The 13,931-nt window shown below is 39.9% G+C and carries 15 protein-coding genes; all 15 read right to left on the bottom strand.

Going from position 1 to position 13,931, the window contains the following annotated elements; all coding sequences use genetic code 11:
• Positions 1 to 15: 15 nt before the first annotated feature.
• Positions 16 to 1,302: a carboxypeptidase-like regulatory domain-containing protein gene (locus tag HMPREF9446_RS12705; protein ID WP_148345824.1), complete on the bottom strand. Its 1,287-nt coding sequence runs from the start codon at positions 1,300 to 1,302 to the stop codon at positions 16 to 18.
• Between the two features lie 40 nt (positions 1,303 to 1,342).
• The gene (locus HMPREF9446_RS12700) at positions 1,343 to 2,533 is read right to left on the bottom strand and encodes a YjbH domain-containing protein (RefSeq protein WP_050797300.1); all 1,191 of its coding nucleotides are present in this window, start codon (positions 2,531 to 2,533) and stop codon (positions 1,343 to 1,345) included.
• Positions 2,534 to 2,619: 86 nt separating this feature from the next.
• Complete coding sequence (locus HMPREF9446_RS12695; protein WP_009126084.1) at positions 2,620 to 3,321, bottom strand: YjbH domain-containing protein; 702 nt, start codon at positions 3,319 to 3,321, stop codon at positions 2,620 to 2,622.
• The gene (locus tag HMPREF9446_RS12690) at positions 3,318 to 4,034 is read right to left on the bottom strand and encodes a WecB/TagA/CpsF family glycosyltransferase (protein WP_009126083.1); all 717 of its coding nucleotides are present in this window, start codon (positions 4,032 to 4,034) and stop codon (positions 3,318 to 3,320) included. Before HMPREF9446_RS12690 ends, HMPREF9446_RS12695 begins: the two co-directional genes overlap by 4 nt.
• A 331-nt stretch (positions 4,035 to 4,365) precedes the next feature.
• Positions 4,366 to 4,749, bottom strand: coding sequence for a hypothetical protein (locus HMPREF9446_RS12685; RefSeq protein ID WP_216593946.1), 384 nt, complete (start codon positions 4,747 to 4,749; stop codon positions 4,366 to 4,368).
• 149 nt (positions 4,750 to 4,898) lie between these two features.
• Positions 4,899 to 5,726 (bottom strand): putative phage abortive infection protein, encoded by an 828-nt coding sequence (locus tag HMPREF9446_RS12680; protein WP_009126081.1) that lies wholly within the window; start codon positions 5,724 to 5,726, stop codon positions 4,899 to 4,901.
• Between the two features lie 161 nt (positions 5,727 to 5,887).
• Positions 5,888 to 6,292, bottom strand: a complete 405-nt coding sequence (locus HMPREF9446_RS17935) for a hypothetical protein (RefSeq protein WP_009126080.1) — start codon at positions 6,290 to 6,292, stop codon at positions 5,888 to 5,890.
• Entirely contained in the window at positions 6,285 to 6,845 is a 561-nt protein-coding gene (locus tag HMPREF9446_RS12670; RefSeq protein WP_009126079.1) for a hypothetical protein, read from the bottom strand. The genes HMPREF9446_RS17935 and HMPREF9446_RS12670 overlap by 8 nt, the downstream gene beginning before the upstream one ends.
• Before the next feature lie 8 nt (positions 6,846 to 6,853).
• Positions 6,854 to 7,528 carry a hypothetical protein gene (locus HMPREF9446_RS12665; RefSeq protein WP_009126078.1) on the bottom strand — a complete coding sequence of 225 codons (675 nt, stop codon included), beginning with the start codon at positions 7,526 to 7,528 and terminating at the stop codon, positions 6,854 to 6,856.
• Positions 7,529 to 7,606: 78 nt separating this feature from the next.
• Positions 7,607 to 8,716, bottom strand: a complete 1,110-nt coding sequence (locus HMPREF9446_RS12660) for a glycosyltransferase (protein WP_009126077.1) — start codon at positions 8,714 to 8,716, stop codon at positions 7,607 to 7,609.
• A gap of 1 nt (position 8,717) precedes the next feature.
• Entirely contained in the window at positions 8,718 to 9,629 is a 912-nt protein-coding gene (locus tag HMPREF9446_RS12655; RefSeq protein ID WP_009126076.1) for a phosphotransferase, read from the bottom strand.
• A complete protein-coding gene (gene glf / locus HMPREF9446_RS12650) occupies positions 9,626 to 10,756 on the bottom strand; it encodes a UDP-galactopyranose mutase (RefSeq protein ID WP_009126075.1) in 1,131 nt (376 codons plus the stop codon). Before glf ends, HMPREF9446_RS12655 begins: the two co-directional genes overlap by 4 nt.
• A 9-nt stretch (positions 10,757 to 10,765) precedes the next feature.
• Complete coding sequence (locus HMPREF9446_RS12645) at positions 10,766 to 12,007, bottom strand: glycosyltransferase family 4 protein (protein ID WP_009126074.1); 1,242 nt, start codon at positions 12,005 to 12,007, stop codon at positions 10,766 to 10,768.
• A 10-nt stretch (positions 12,008 to 12,017) separates the two neighbouring features.
• Positions 12,018 to 13,343, bottom strand: a complete 1,326-nt coding sequence (locus HMPREF9446_RS12640; protein WP_009126073.1) for a hypothetical protein — start codon at positions 13,341 to 13,343, stop codon at positions 12,018 to 12,020.
• 39 nt (positions 13,344 to 13,382) lie between these two features.
• A partial coding sequence (locus HMPREF9446_RS18915) for a hypothetical protein (RefSeq protein ID WP_009126072.1) occupies positions 13,383 to 13,931 on the bottom strand: 549 nt, incomplete at its 5' end.

Below are 13,931 nucleotides of genomic sequence, written 5' to 3'. Positions count from 1 at the left end.
ATTTTTGTGCCTATATTAGCTTTGAACGCCTGTAGTACCGCCGGAGTGGTCGCTGAGGTCCTTTTCTTCGTGGTTCACGGTATGTCCGTTGTAACAGTTCAGTTTTACCACGACTGATTTAGAAATGCGGCCTATCTTGACTTTGAACGTATAAGTTTTCTCCGTTACGTTCTGCCGGCTTGAGAAGTACAGTACCTTATGTCCGCTGACGCTTGCGGTATATTCTTCATTTCTGGTATAAGTCTGCTTGCCTTCAATCTTGTTGATATGCTCCTTGATGGTTTCGGCAAGCAGTCCGGTGGCACCGGCAGTGGCCAATGCCGTTTTCGGTTCGATGGTATATTCCCAACCATATTTGGCCTGTACGGTAAGTTTTACATTCTGCATGGCACTGTATTCTGCATTTTCAATTTGTACGGTGCTGTTGTATGTCTTTCCGTTATATATTACAGGATTGTAATCACCGGTTTTGTTACTTACCGACTTGTCGAATTTCAGATTCAGGAAATAGCTTCCGGCAAGTCTGGTACCGGCTTTCATGGTAATCAGGTAGCTGTTGCCGTTCTGGTCGAACTCAACTTCCGCTCCTGCTGCTTTTGTAGCGGGAGCATCCTCCTTGATCATTTCCATGCTTGATTCGTCAAAGTATTCCTCGTCGCTTCCGGGGTTGGTCACTGTAATCTGGTATTCGGTGGCGGCTTTTGCGTCGGCGGGGTCAGTTTCCACGTAGATATTGCTGAAAGCGGCGGCTTCCGCGTTGACGTCAACCGGAGTTTCATAAGCCACGGCAGTTACTTTGGTTCCTTCGTCAACACCTCCCGCGGGGATTTCGATGACGGCAGGATCTGCAGACTCATCCTCCTGGTGCGGGGCCTCGATGGTAGCTCCCTCTGCTGTAGCGGTCACTTCTTCACCTTTGCTCAGGTCCGGAGATTTTGCCAGTGTCACGTTCAGCACGGCTTGGCTGTGGTTGTTGTCTGAAGCAAACTGTGCCTTGGCAGTATAGCTTATCATACCCTCTTTGCTGAAGGATACGTCCTGTGCGCTGCTGGACGTAACGGTCAGCGAGTATTGTCCTCCGTCTTTGGTCGTAGTCTTGTTGTCGTTGCCAACCGATACTTCTACACCGTCCAGACCTCCGTTGGCATCACTTACAGTACCTACAATGTAGTATTGTGTCTTATCCAACGGATTTACTACAATTTCATCTTTCTTGTCATCCCCTCCAATCGTGCAACTGGTGGTACCGAAGGTCATTGTCAATAGTAACAATCCTCCAAAAAACAAACTTCTCTTTTTCATAAACTTCGTCATTTAATAAAACTAATTATTTGAGTTATACTTATTTTGATTTCTCTTTTTGCAGTTCCTTGATAAGGAAATAGCGTATATAGTCCGGCTGGTAGAATCCGCTGCTGCGGTTGTCGTCGGGGCGTGTATTGTAGGTTCTTCCCATCTGCTCCTCTATGTATTTTCCGTCTGCCACCATGCCGTATGCCCAGGCAAAGTAATCGGCGGGCTTCACTCTCAGGAATCCCTTGCGGCTCCATTTCTTTCCGGGCAGGGGGATGGCAAAGTGGAATCCCCCGTTAATCTCTCCGTTGGTATAGATGCCGTACAGGCCTATGGCATACTCGCCGAAGTGCCGGGTACAGTCCCCTCTCACGCCGTAATCTCCATATACATACCGGCTTGCTTTCAAGTCAAACTGTATGTTGGTGTGCGGTTCATAGAGTGATGCGGTCACAGCCGCGTTGAAGCGTTGTCTGGTACCTATGTACCACCCGTCCTCTGCGGTCACAGCCGAGAATCCGGTCGATCCCAGCAGAGCCCCTAATTCCAGGCGTCCGTTGTCGCTCCGGTATTTCATCTCCACTTGTGCGCCTATCCGGTTATTGGTAAAATTGCCTACAGTCACTTTTCCGAAAAGGTTATGCCTGAAACGCACATCCTGCGACAAGGCGATGATGCCCGGTCTTATCTTTTTCATTTCCCCGCCCAGGTTGGTTGCTATGGGAAAGACCACTTGAGCGGTTACCTTCCCGCCTTTCCATAAGTCCATTTCCACGGCAGGATTCAGGTTGACGGCATACGTGTACAACTCCGCAAACGTATTGTTCTCTAAAAACAGGCCGGGATATACCACAAGATCCATTTTCCAGGCAGACGACGCCTCTTCCTTCCCGGCATCCTTCAACGCCTCCATGGCCTTGTCCGTATCCACACTGATTCCCATTCTCTCATAGACCTGTTGCAGGCCGATTTCACCGTTCCGGTATGCCTCTGTCAAGGTGTCCGGCAGACTGACGCAAAGCCTCGGCATCCGGTTTTCCAGTACCACTAACTGCAGGTTTCCTTCCGTATGGCTTTTCAGGCAGGCATCCACGGCTTTGCCCACACCGTTGTATGTACTTCTATATACATTGTTCTCGAAACTTACGGTGGTTGTTTCCGGTGTCTGCGCACATTGTATGTTCTCCATGCCGATTGCCTTCAGGCCTTCCGTCACTTGTGCGTTCACGGTTCCGCACATCACCCACAGACATGCCGCTATCGCCGTTCCTGCCTTTCCTCTCCATTCACTGTTCATACTCCATCATTCCTAATTAATAAATTACGTCAGTGCATCAGTCTGCATTCATACCGTATTCCTCCCGATATGCAGTTGAATTCCCTGGTGAACACGTGTATGGACACATGTTTCCACAGTCTGGCGGCGGCTCCCACGTTGAACCCTTCCGAGTCATATTCTGCCATGAAAGCTACCTCCCTGCAGAAAGCAGGAGAGTAGCTGATACCTCCGAACGGTCCTTTCTGTATGCTATGGCTGTTCATCGGGATGTAGTAACCGGCAGTCAGTGCCAGCCGGTCGTTTCCGGCTATCTTGAAACCTTTGGTCAGTACCCCATATACGGTGGCAAAGTAATTGGTACCGGTGTCTTTAAAGGGGTCATTGGTACCTATTACTATTGCCGGAAAATACCTTCCTTCTTTCAGTGGGCGTATGCGTGCCGACATGGAACGGTCTTGCTGGAAGTAACCCTTCTTCCCGTCATACCGTGTCGTTTTCAGCAGCGTGCACCGGTAACTCAATTCCAGGATAGATAGAAATGTTACATTAACGAAGTAATTCCCGGTATTGAAGTTGAACGGTGTCATGCCGTCTGGAAGATAATTTCCCCCGCCCATGAAGGTACCCGTTTCCTGCATATCCGCTGTCGGTATGTTCAGCAGTCCGGTATTTCCCATGGAATATTGGGCTTGCATTCCGGTGGCACAGCACAGCAGGCAGCAGGCGATAAACCATTTTCTCAGTCTCATGCGAATTTTTCTTTTAGGATGTTCCACAGGAAAAGCGTATTTCCGATGATGTATCTTCTCCACATTCTTTTCGGTTCCTTTATCAGCCGGTACAGCCATTCCAGCCCATGTTCCTGCCACCATACGGGAGCCCGTTCTATGTTTTCGGCAAAGAAATCGAACACAGCCCCGATGGTGCCTATAGGGCCGTTCACGTCTAATTCCTCCAAATGCTTATAAGCCCATTTTTCCTGTTTGGGTGCAGTCATTCCTATCCATAGCACATCCGGCTGTACCCGGTTCACGGCGGTTATCATGGCATGGTTGTCCTCTTGGGTGAATTCGGGTTTATAGGGTGGGGAATAGGTCTCCACACGGATGTTGGGATATAAGCGTACGGCTTTCACCTTTATTTTCCTCAAGGTGTCCTCGTTGCTCCCCAAGAAGAAGCAGGTTCCACCTTTCCGGTTCAGCTTGTTCATTTCGTGCAGGAATAAGTCCCATCCGGCAATGCGTTCTATCTTTTCGTTTCTCAGGAATTTGAATGCCAGTACAATGCTTGCTCCGTCCGGAATCAGTGCGTCTCCTTTCAGCAAGGCTTCGGCAAAAAGCGGATCCTTTAATGCCGTGTTGTAGGAGTGCGCATTGATTGTATTGACCAGCAGCTTGCCTTCCGGCAACGTGTCAAGTTCACTTCTGTGTCCCAGAAGTGAAACGGTTTTTAATTTCAACATGTATAATTAAGGAGTAATATAAAGTCTCTACAGAGTACGCTACGCTGTCGCCTGCCACAAGGAAAGGTGTTTTGAGCAGACTATCAAGATGTGTGTAAAAACTGCGGCAAATGTAAAGATTCTGTATATAATAACCAAGGAAAAACTAAAAAATGTATCAATTTGTGTATCCAAAATCTGTACGTCTGAAGTTAGCCATGTAAGGCGTGTTCTCAGTTCATTCCTTTTGGTGCTTATTTTGACATTTGACCGTTGCAGAAGGCGAGGCTGCACTCTTCAAAGCATGTGAAATTATTTAGATATAATTTTTTTATCATATTGCTGTAATTTGCTATATGAGGTTTGCTAATAATGTTGTAACTTTTCCGCTTCTCAAGGCTGTTTCCAAATTTTTAATAAAATCAGTTGAATTCTCAATGTCTTTGTATTCAATGTCATTGATTTCATCCTTCAAATGACATGGATATGTTTTTGTAGGCTCTTGTAGTACACTGACTAACAGAAATCTGACATTTCCTTTGGCTCTTGCTGTAATGTACAATTTGTAACATACATCTTCTACGCTTGGAATAATATCATTTTTCAATGATTTTTTAGTTTCATAATCTGTGCCGTTAGTTAAGACCAATTCTCCCCAGATTCGTTCTTGAGTATTGTTGTTTAAATATTCAATTTGCTTTAGTAAGATTCCTTTCGGTGAATCTTCAAAGTCCATTTTTATTTCTGGCCACAAATTTTTACACATAGCTATATTGCTTTAGATGTTTACACAAAATTTCAACGGAAGATGATCCGAATATTTCGTTCGGTCAATATCTCCATCGTCATTTAATAATAGATTTTTATTTATCCTGCTTCGTGATGTCACTCAGGGTATTTTGTATTGAATGCTCCTGCCTTATATCGTTTTTTGTCTTTTATGGGATCATTTAATACATAGTCTCTGATATCATTAAATAATGCATAGGTTTCTGTCAAGCGTTTGAAGTTCCCATTCCCATTAGTGGACAAACAGTAATAGAAGATAAGTCCTAATTCATATTCGGATAGTTGTGCTCTTAATATACAGATATAAGAGTATTTCTCTTTTTTATTCAAGACAGGCGATTCATCTACGTATTTTATGATTCTATATAAGTGTCTGAAGTAGTGGTCTAAAAATGATAAATCTTCATTTTTAGCCATATAATTATATCCCAAATTTTTTATATTATGTTTGATTCCACCGTAAACTACATATCCGTCTTTTAATTGGATTTTGCATGAAGTCCCTTCTTCATAAATATGTCTGAATGTCTCTCTTCCGTGCAGAGTGATTTTTTGGGTTGGAAAGTTCTCTTTGCCATCTTTATTTATCACTTCTGCACGTAGTACGAGTTCATTGATAATTCCCTGCTGCATATTCAGCAATTGGAAGAAAATGTTTTCAAATCGATTGATCTCCGCATCTTTTCTTAACTCTTGATTCGCGTCATACTGCATTATGAAAGCTTTGTATGTAAGCCATGCTGCGATGATGGCAATAAAAGGGTTGATTATTCCTCCTATTGTGTCCCCTATAGGTCCTGTTGTGTCGAAATGAAAGAGGTTTCCCAAGAACCAGTTTCTGGTTAACAGGGGAGGAAGTATAAAGACGATGATGAGTACACTGGCAGCAAATATGGCTCCTGTGTAATTCTTTTTGTTGTTCATAGTTTATTTACCGTTTGAATCAATGACTTATGATTTTTTATCTTCATATAGTTAACGTCAAAAAAGATCCTGATTTTTAATATTTGTTATTGCTCCAGTCCGATAGTCAAGGGTAACAAATGTTCATAATCTCTACGCCCTTTAACAATTTCACTGAAAAATCAGTCGATATCAGAAGAGACATCTTTAGCTGTGATTTTTTTATTATTTATATATAATGATATACCTGCATGTAATGGTAGATTTTTGCTCGGTTTGGGAGTTAGTGTTACAGTCCTGTTTTCCAATTCTGTGTCCAGTTCTCTTATTTCGTTCGCTTTCAGCAATGTGTAACCATATATTTTATCCCCTTGCGTACGTGGTTTGAAGTTGACAGAAACCTGTTGTAGTTTCTCTTCTTCATCTCTCAGTACGGAAATGTAGTCTTCTGCACCTCCCCGTAGTATTTCCAGTCTGAAAGCTTTGGGTGATACCCTTCCTTCTGCAATGTGTGATGGGGAGAATAATATTCGGGCCACCTTTTCTGCATCTAAAATAAAATCCAATGATTTCTTTTTATCAGTCATTTACTTTTTTCAGAATATTTATCAGTGCCTCTTCTGTTAAAATGTTATCATCTTTTTTTTCTAATCTCCCATTCTTTTTTATAAAGTAAACGAAAGAATTTTCTGTAACAGTTATTCCGGCAATATCTTTGTTATTGGTGTAATCTAAGTATAAAAAGCCTCGGTAATCAGGAAATAACACCCAATTGTTTAATAGACTATCGTCACATTTTGAGATTACATTTTGCAGTAAATCAGTTATTCCTTTTTTCATGGGTTCACTTCCTTCCCCGTCCCATCCGGCTTTCAGTTGCGATAATTCATTGATTCTGTCCCACATTCTCAGTCCGTTGTTTTCGCTTACAGTAGTCATATCTCCGTTGCTGGTCATTACTATGACTGGGAAATTTGTGTATTCAAAGGTACTTTGTTCTGCTTTAACTGGTTGACAGAATAGTAATATGGTAATTAAAGCCATGGCAAATTCTTTGCTGAAACAATGGGAAAAAGCAGAGAGACAGTCAAGAATCACATTGTTGCTATTTGTATCCGGGAAAAATATATCATTATTCATAACAATTTCTATTTAGTCATCATTTTTATTACATTATCCGAAATAGCCCATCTCCACACATCATAAAGATTTTCATTCATCATTTTAATCTTTTCATGCCAATGTTCTGTATTCACATCTTCATAGTTCGATGTCATAATTCTAAAAGTCAATGAATCAATACCGTCATTCTCTTGGTCTTGTTTTAGAAGAATAGTATTCATGTATTCATGTGTGTTGAAACTTAAAGATTCATCATTTGCAGGATATGATTGGGCAAACTCTTTCGAAAAGAGAGTTTCTATTAACCATTCTTTTCCCTTATTCTGCTCGTGTTTCAATCTATATCTATTTTCTTTCAATATGTGTATATTATTGATGACTTTGATGTTATCAGATTTTAAAATGGTGGTTATGTCTGTTGCAATATTGTTTATGTCATCAAAGCTTGTGTATGAAGGTGCTGAAATTGCTATGACAACTATATTTCCCATAAACATTATGGATATGGAACGATTTTCCTTGTGCAATATATTCATCCTCTGTTCTTTCAGGGGCAATAACTCCCATTTTCTATCTTTCATAAATTCCATAGAAGCCTCTATATTTAAGTTTTTATCTAAATATAGCATTAATGAAACGTTGTGCAGGAATGACTTCTTGAAATGTTCCCGTTGCTTATGTGGAATCTCTATTGCTTTCATCTTATTCTCATTTATAATCTTACAAAGGAACAAATTCTCTTGTAGATATCCTAATCTGCTTTATGTTTTTTCATATATTTATCTTGAAGAGATACAATCTTCCAATATATCTTTCATTCGATTCTCGAACTTGTCTAAAGTAAACTCCTTCAAAAATTTCTCTTTTCCGGCTTTTCCCATGGCTATACGTTTTTCCGGATGGTCTATCAGATATTCTATTTTTTTAGCAATCTCTTCCGGTGAGTGCTTTTCTACAATATATCCGGTCTTTCCATCCTCTATGATGGCGGGTATTCCTCCTTCGTTAGTACCAATACAGGGAAGTGAGTACTCCATAGCCTCCAATAGAACTAGACCAAAAGTTTCATAGAGTGTAGGAAATATGAAAATATCTGCTTTTTCGAAATAGTCTTGCTTTTCTTTTTCATATTTTTTCCCTTCATATATTACATTTTTACTTAAATTGCGTTTTTTTACTTCTTCTTTGAAGCATGCAGCATTTATCTCCGCCGTTTCTCCTCCTACAAACTTACAAATGAAAGAATAACCTTTTTCTTTCAGTATTTTGCAAGCATCCAGCAGTACAAATACTCCTTTGTTGATTAAAAGATTGGAAAGAAATAGCAGATGAGGAATTTGATTGTTTTTTGCTGCTATTGATTTTGTGTAGAGTGTTTGGGGAATTCCATTAGGGCAGATATAAACATTCTGCTTGCTTACATACTTTTCAATATCTTTGTATAAGGCATCAGCAAGTAATATAACTTTTATTCCTTTAAAAAAATGCTGATACAATAGATTATCCAACCATTTGTTTTGATAGATGGCTACGCCTTTATTATGATAGTGAATTACTGTTTTTTGCTTCATTATCTTCAGAAGCTGAACTACTACAAAATCTTTATAGAAAGCACCTCCGCACGAGTTGGGTGTGACATACACTAATTGTGGTTTTATTCTTTTAACTTCTTTGATAATTGTGATTAGCAAGCAAATGAATTTCCAAAGTTTACCGATTCCCCCCTTGCCAATATCTTGTAGCCTTTTAGCAGTGGTTAGATTAATACAATGACAGTTAAAAGTCGTATTGATTAGTTCACTGTCATAGATATATTTTCCCATCATAGCTGCACCGTGTATAGGTGGAGGCATATGCATTATGAAAAGAATATTTAGTTTTGAGGACATGTTATGATAGTATGTTTTTTAGTCGGTGATATTTTTCAAAAGCTTTGCTGTTACCTTTATTTTTTTCATAGTTTGCTTTTTCTGTGGCAAAGCTTTTTAGGTATGGTAGATAATCTTTTACTCCACAGTCTGTGAAGTATTGCTCTATTAGTATATTGTGCTCATTTATGACTTGCAGTAGTTCGCATTCTGGATTAAATAATAGGGATACTTGGCAGATATAAGTAAATAGGTCAAATCCTAACGGACGATCTTTTGCTAATTCCCAGTCTATGAGTTTCATCTGGTTTTTGTACATTAATATATTCCAAGGACAAAAATCTCCGTGTGATAGTGCAAGCAGCAAACCGTTCTCATCATTTTTTTTTGTTGTCAAATGATAATTCTTTAGCTTTAGACATAGTGTCAAAATCTCTGATGTTACTTTTTTGCTTTTAGGTCTTTCTCCTTTTATATATTCAGCTTTTAAATAGACATAGTTCTCATTTATTTTATAGTCCAGAAGTTTTGGAGTGAGTTGTGTGCTTTTTAGTGTTTTGTATATGTCAATTTCATTTGTTGTCAGTTTTTTAGCTATCGGTTTTTGTGAAAACTTAGCAAAGAATGGAGTATGATTTTGATTGTCGTATCCCAATATGGATATTTTTTGTTCTACTCCTGGTGAACCCATATTAAAAGACATTAGACAGTCCGTTCCGTCTGCTTCTTTTATTTGTTGGTAGTGGAAAGGGAGTTTATCTTCATTTACTGCTGTTAACGCTCTCACTATGCTATATTTTTTGAACCAACTCCAGTAAAGTTTAGATAGTTTTCCACCGTAGGCACTATATAAACCATACATGTATTGTTGATCCGTATTGAGTTTTGGGAAATAGTAGGAAGTTGTGAATGTTTTGAAACGGTAATATGTCATGATATTATTACTTTTAATGCTTTGTCAACTACGTCATCCATATCGTAATACTTGTATTCAGCTAGCCTGCCACCAAATATTACATTTGCTTCTGTCTCAGCTAACGATTGGTATTTTTGATACAAATTTACGTTCTTTTCGTCGTTTACTGGATAATAAGGTTCGCAGCCCTCTTTCCATTCGCTGCTGTATTCCCGACTGATAATTGTTTTAGGGCATTTTTCTATTTCAGAGCCAAACATTTCAAAATGTTTGTGCTCAATGATGCGGGTGTAAGGTACTTCGGCTTCTGTATAATTCACTACCGCATTTCCTTGCCAGTTAGCACACTCTTTTATTTCGGTTTCAAAGGTTACGGTACGATATTCCAGTTTCCCGAATTTGTAGTTATAATATTCATCTATAGGCCCGGTGTAAATCACTTTATCGGCTAATTCGTTTAGTTTCTCTTTGCTGTTGAAATAGTTACACTCTAACCGTATGTCGACACCTTCAAAGAGGCGATCTATTAGCACATTATATCCTCCGATTGGAATTCCTTGGTAAGTGTCATTGAAATAATTATTATCGAATACCCATCGTACAGGCAATCGATTAATGATAAAAGCAGGCAAGTCAGTACATTTGCGTCCCCATTGTTTTTCTGTATATCCCTTTATTAGTTTATGATAAATATCTTTTCCTATCAGCAATAGAGCTTGCTCTTCCAGATTACGTGGCTCTATTATACCGTCAGCTCTCATCTTTTCGGCAGCTTCTTGTCTTTGTTCTTCTATCTTGGCTGCGGCTTCCGCAGGAGTAGTTACTCCCCATATCTGATAAAAGGTATTCATATTGAAAGGTAGGTTATATAGTTTCCCTTTATAATTAGCCACTGGAGAGTTAGTATAACGATTGAACTCAACGATAGAATTAACAAAGTTCCAAACTGTTTTGTTACTGGTATGGAAGATATGAGCACCATATTTGTGCACATGGATGCCTTCCACATTCTCACAGTAGATATTGCCGCCTAAATGATTGCGTTTGTCTATCACGATACACTTTTTCCCCATTTTCATGGCTCTGTAGGCGAGGACGGCGTTGAATAGCCCTGCTCCTACAAGCAGATAGTCATATTGTTTCATATCTTGTTATTATATTTTTAAGTCATTCATCAATTCTTCGTAGCAAGCTGAAATTGCTTCCGCTTTTTTATCCCACACCATTTCTCTATGTGCAAACAGTTTGGCTCTTGTACCGTATTCTTTTAATTTTTCTTGATGATTGTAAGCCCATACCAATTTTTCACTGAAGCCAGTAAGCGTACGACTATAGTCACCGTGTATTACTTTTACTTTCACAATTGTGTTGTCCGGAAAAGCGTCCTGTCCGCCGGCATCGAAGCAGATGGATGGACATCCTAGCGCACAAGCCTCTAGTACAGCCATACTTCCCGAATCGCGGAAAGCGGGGTAGATAAATAGATTGGCATGAGTCAACATTTTCAGCAGTTCGGGGCGAGGCATAAAATTAATTAGTTCCACCTTGTCAGTTAGTCCACATTCGGCTATCCAATTCATTACAGTTGCTCGCTCTTCTTCGCTGCGTATTCCAATCAATGTGAGCTTTGCATTGTACAATTGTTTTTTGGCGGCGCCAAATGCTCTAAGGAAGAAAAGTAAGCCTTTCCAGTCAATGGCTCTTCCGGCATATATCATATTAAATTCATCTTCGACCTCTGGAGAAGTGGGCAGGTCAAAGTCTGAGGGTGAGATGGCGATGGATGGCAACACTTTTAAGATTGTCGTTTTCGATTGCAGCACTTGTCCCATACGAGTTTTGTTTTCGGTTGCTGAGAAAAGAATCATCTTTTTTTGTTTAGTACGTCTGGTAAGCCAGCTCAGCAATTTAAAGTCCTTTCCACTTCTGCGATAATTTTCGCGTTTCAAAGTTGCGGGTTCTAAATCTCGGTCGAATGCCGTATCGATGAGTTCCGCTCCTCCAATGGGGCCAAAAACAAACGGTTTGTTAATCAAAAAACCGAAAGATGGCGTTCTATACTGGTTGAAGGTAAGATGATGGATGATGTCTATTGGGTGTTTTTTTACCCATTTCTTTATTTTATTTTTCAGTGTAAGATTCCATAATATGTAGTATAGCTGCGTACCCATCTTTTCTTTCAGATTCAATATCCATTGGGGCAAGTCATGGTAAATGAATTCCATGTTTATTTCAGGATGATTATTGAGGTAACTCTCGATGCCTTCCTTATTCTTCAGTCTGGTCACTACGGTTACATGATGTTTCCGGGACAGGGCTAAAGAAAGATTCCAACCCACCCCCGGTTCGCTGCCTTTGAGTGGTTGACATGCGTAAGCAGATATTAATATATTCATTTCTTTTATTTTAATTAAATCTCACAGACAACATTTTCAATATAGCTGATTGAGCCGCTCGGATGCTTTCTTGTGGAGTGGTAGTGGTGTCTATCCACACCGCTTTGTTACGGTTACGGCAGAAATCTTGCAGTACGTGTGTTTGTCGGGTTACTTCTTCAAGGCTTGTCTCCGGCTTGCGGTTATATATCTTTTGTGGATCTCCGCCTAAGCAAAGTATGAGGTCTGGCGTAGGCACCATACATTCTCCTAGTCGTAATATCCAACGGGGCAGTGAGGTGCGGCTTCGGCGTTGGTCTATGTAATAGTCGTAGTAGTAGCGATCAAAGATAAATACCTTAGAATGAATGTGTATCGTTTTCCAAACACTCTTCATATATCCGAATGTGTAGTCCAACAGGTAATAGCCCCATCTTACCAATGAACCGACAAAGCCTGAAGGTTTCTGTCCGTGTGGGTCACTGCATACCGTTGGAACTTCACCCTTGCCGATAGCCTTTTTTTTGCCAAACATTACTCCAAGATCAGGTATGACGTTGGGACGGAGGTGGTTGTATATTACTCCATGGTGGAATCCTTGGTTTAACCAAGGCGTGATGGCATTGATGATGGTACTTTTGCCGCTTCCGTCCGTTCCTAAAACTGCAATTACATATCCCGGTTTTTTGCTAAATAACCTCTGGGCAAGCACTAGCTTTGTTTGCAGTTGGGTAATGGTTTTCCCTTTTAGGATATTTCTATGTATGATTTGTTGTAGAGAAATACCTATGTGGTTCAGCCCATCCATGGTGAAGTTAGATTTTATCAATTGTAACGCTTTGTCACCATATATTTCTTTTATCTCCTCATCTAATTCTTCTTCATGGTTTTGTAATGCTTCCATTACGGCTGTGCGATATTTCTCTTTAGCTTTTCCTTTGTGGATGATTTCTTTGAAGTAATCTACAAAAAAACCATATTCGCAATTTACTACTTTTATCCCATTATGTCTTATGACGTGTTTACAGAGTTTTGCGAGGGGGTAATAGGATACCCCCTTAAAGTGAAGACCGTCTCGTAATATGTCCACCTGTACACCCCAATCAAGTGAGAGGCATCTGTAAAAATGGGCATTGGCATTGGCATATTTAGATGCTATAATCACTTTGCTTTTTTGGGCGAGCGATAATAGCAAAGCTGTTGTTTTGTCAAAGTCCTTACCGTTCACTACCATATCTATGTCGCTCCCCCCTGTATCCACTGGGAGTTGTCTGTACTCCCCGTACACAAAATAGTCCACGCCTATTTCATTCAGTTGGTCAAAAAAGGTGGTAAGAAATTGCTGTTTGGTTATCATTGCTTTATTATTTTTACAAGTTGTTTTATTGTATATCAGCTAATTATAAATGAATTTGAATACTTTTTTAATTACAAAAATGAGAGGATAAAAGAGTATTGATATCATTACAAATATAAATATAGCTCCCATAGTTAAGTCTATTTTCATTGTTTTTACTACAAGACCCATTCCCATCAATAGATACATGTGCCAGCACAGCACTATTAAAGAATTTTTGCCCACAAAATTTATCAAAGGAATTGAGAAAGTAAACATTCTGCATAGAGCTATAAGTGCAGTTGAACCAAGAATGGCTTGTCCATACCCTGCCAGAATATTCATGCCATAGCTGTTGCTTTGCATAGACCATGTTCCTCCATAAAGGCTATGCATTAATACAAACATGATTAGTGCAATAATAAATGTGGCAATACAAGTTTTGAACTTTATGTTCTCAAAAAAAATCTTTATCAAATGCCCTGTATAGACAAAACCGACACTGGTCAATGCGGTGTCTGTAAAGAGTGGTAGTCTGTAGGGGGACAATTCATTCCAATAGTACCCTGTGGTGGAAATAATCATTACAATTACCCCCCCCCCCCCCCC

Source organism: Bacteroides fluxus YIT 12057 (assembly GCF_000195635.1).
GTDB lineage: Bacteria > Bacteroidota > Bacteroidia > Bacteroidales > Bacteroidaceae > Bacteroides > Bacteroides fluxus.
The sequence above is the reverse complement of the archived record's forward strand: the minus strand, read 5'-3'. Positions and strand labels throughout refer to the sequence as shown.

Excerpts from the sequence above, each read along its gene's own strand:
- HMPREF9446_RS12705 (WP_148345824.1), bottom strand. The coding sequence starts at position 1,302 with ATGAAAAAGAGAAGTTTGTTTTTTGGAGGATTGTTACTATTGACAATG.
- HMPREF9446_RS12700 (WP_050797300.1), bottom strand. The coding sequence starts at position 2,533 with ATGTGCGGAACCGTGAACGCACAAGTGACGGAAGGCCTGAAGGCAATC.
- HMPREF9446_RS12695 (WP_009126084.1), bottom strand. The coding sequence starts at position 3,321 with ATGAGACTGAGAAAATGGTTTATCGCCTGCTGCCTGCTGTGCTGTGCC.
- HMPREF9446_RS12690 (WP_009126083.1), bottom strand. The coding sequence starts at position 4,034 with ATGTTGAAATTAAAAACCGTTTCACTTCTGGGACACAGAAGTGAACTT.
- HMPREF9446_RS12685 (WP_216593946.1), bottom strand. The coding sequence starts at position 4,749 with ATGGACTTTGAAGATTCACCGAAAGGAATCTTACTAAAGCAAATTGAA.
- HMPREF9446_RS12680 (WP_009126081.1), bottom strand. The coding sequence starts at position 5,726 with ATGAACAACAAAAAGAATTACACAGGAGCCATATTTGCTGCCAGTGTA.
- HMPREF9446_RS17935 (WP_009126080.1), bottom strand. The coding sequence starts at position 6,292 with ATGACTGATAAAAAGAAATCATTGGATTTTATTTTAGATGCAGAAAAG.
- HMPREF9446_RS12670 (WP_009126079.1), bottom strand. The coding sequence starts at position 6,845 with ATGAATAATGATATATTTTTCCCGGATACAAATAGCAACAATGTGATT.
- HMPREF9446_RS12665 (WP_009126078.1), bottom strand. The coding sequence starts at position 7,528 with ATGAAAGCAATAGAGATTCCACATAAGCAACGGGAACATTTCAAGAAG.
- HMPREF9446_RS12660 (WP_009126077.1), bottom strand. The coding sequence starts at position 8,716 with ATGTCCTCAAAACTAAATATTCTTTTCATAATGCATATGCCTCCACCT.
- HMPREF9446_RS12655 (WP_009126076.1), bottom strand. The coding sequence starts at position 9,629 with ATGACATATTACCGTTTCAAAACATTCACAACTTCCTACTATTTCCCA.
- glf (WP_009126075.1), bottom strand. The coding sequence starts at position 10,756 with ATGAAACAATATGACTATCTGCTTGTAGGAGCAGGGCTATTCAACGCC.
- HMPREF9446_RS12645 (WP_009126074.1), bottom strand. The coding sequence starts at position 12,007 with ATGAATATATTAATATCTGCTTACGCATGTCAACCACTCAAAGGCAGC.
- HMPREF9446_RS12640 (WP_009126073.1), bottom strand. The coding sequence starts at position 13,343 with ATGATAACCAAACAGCAATTTCTTACCACCTTTTTTGACCAACTGAAT.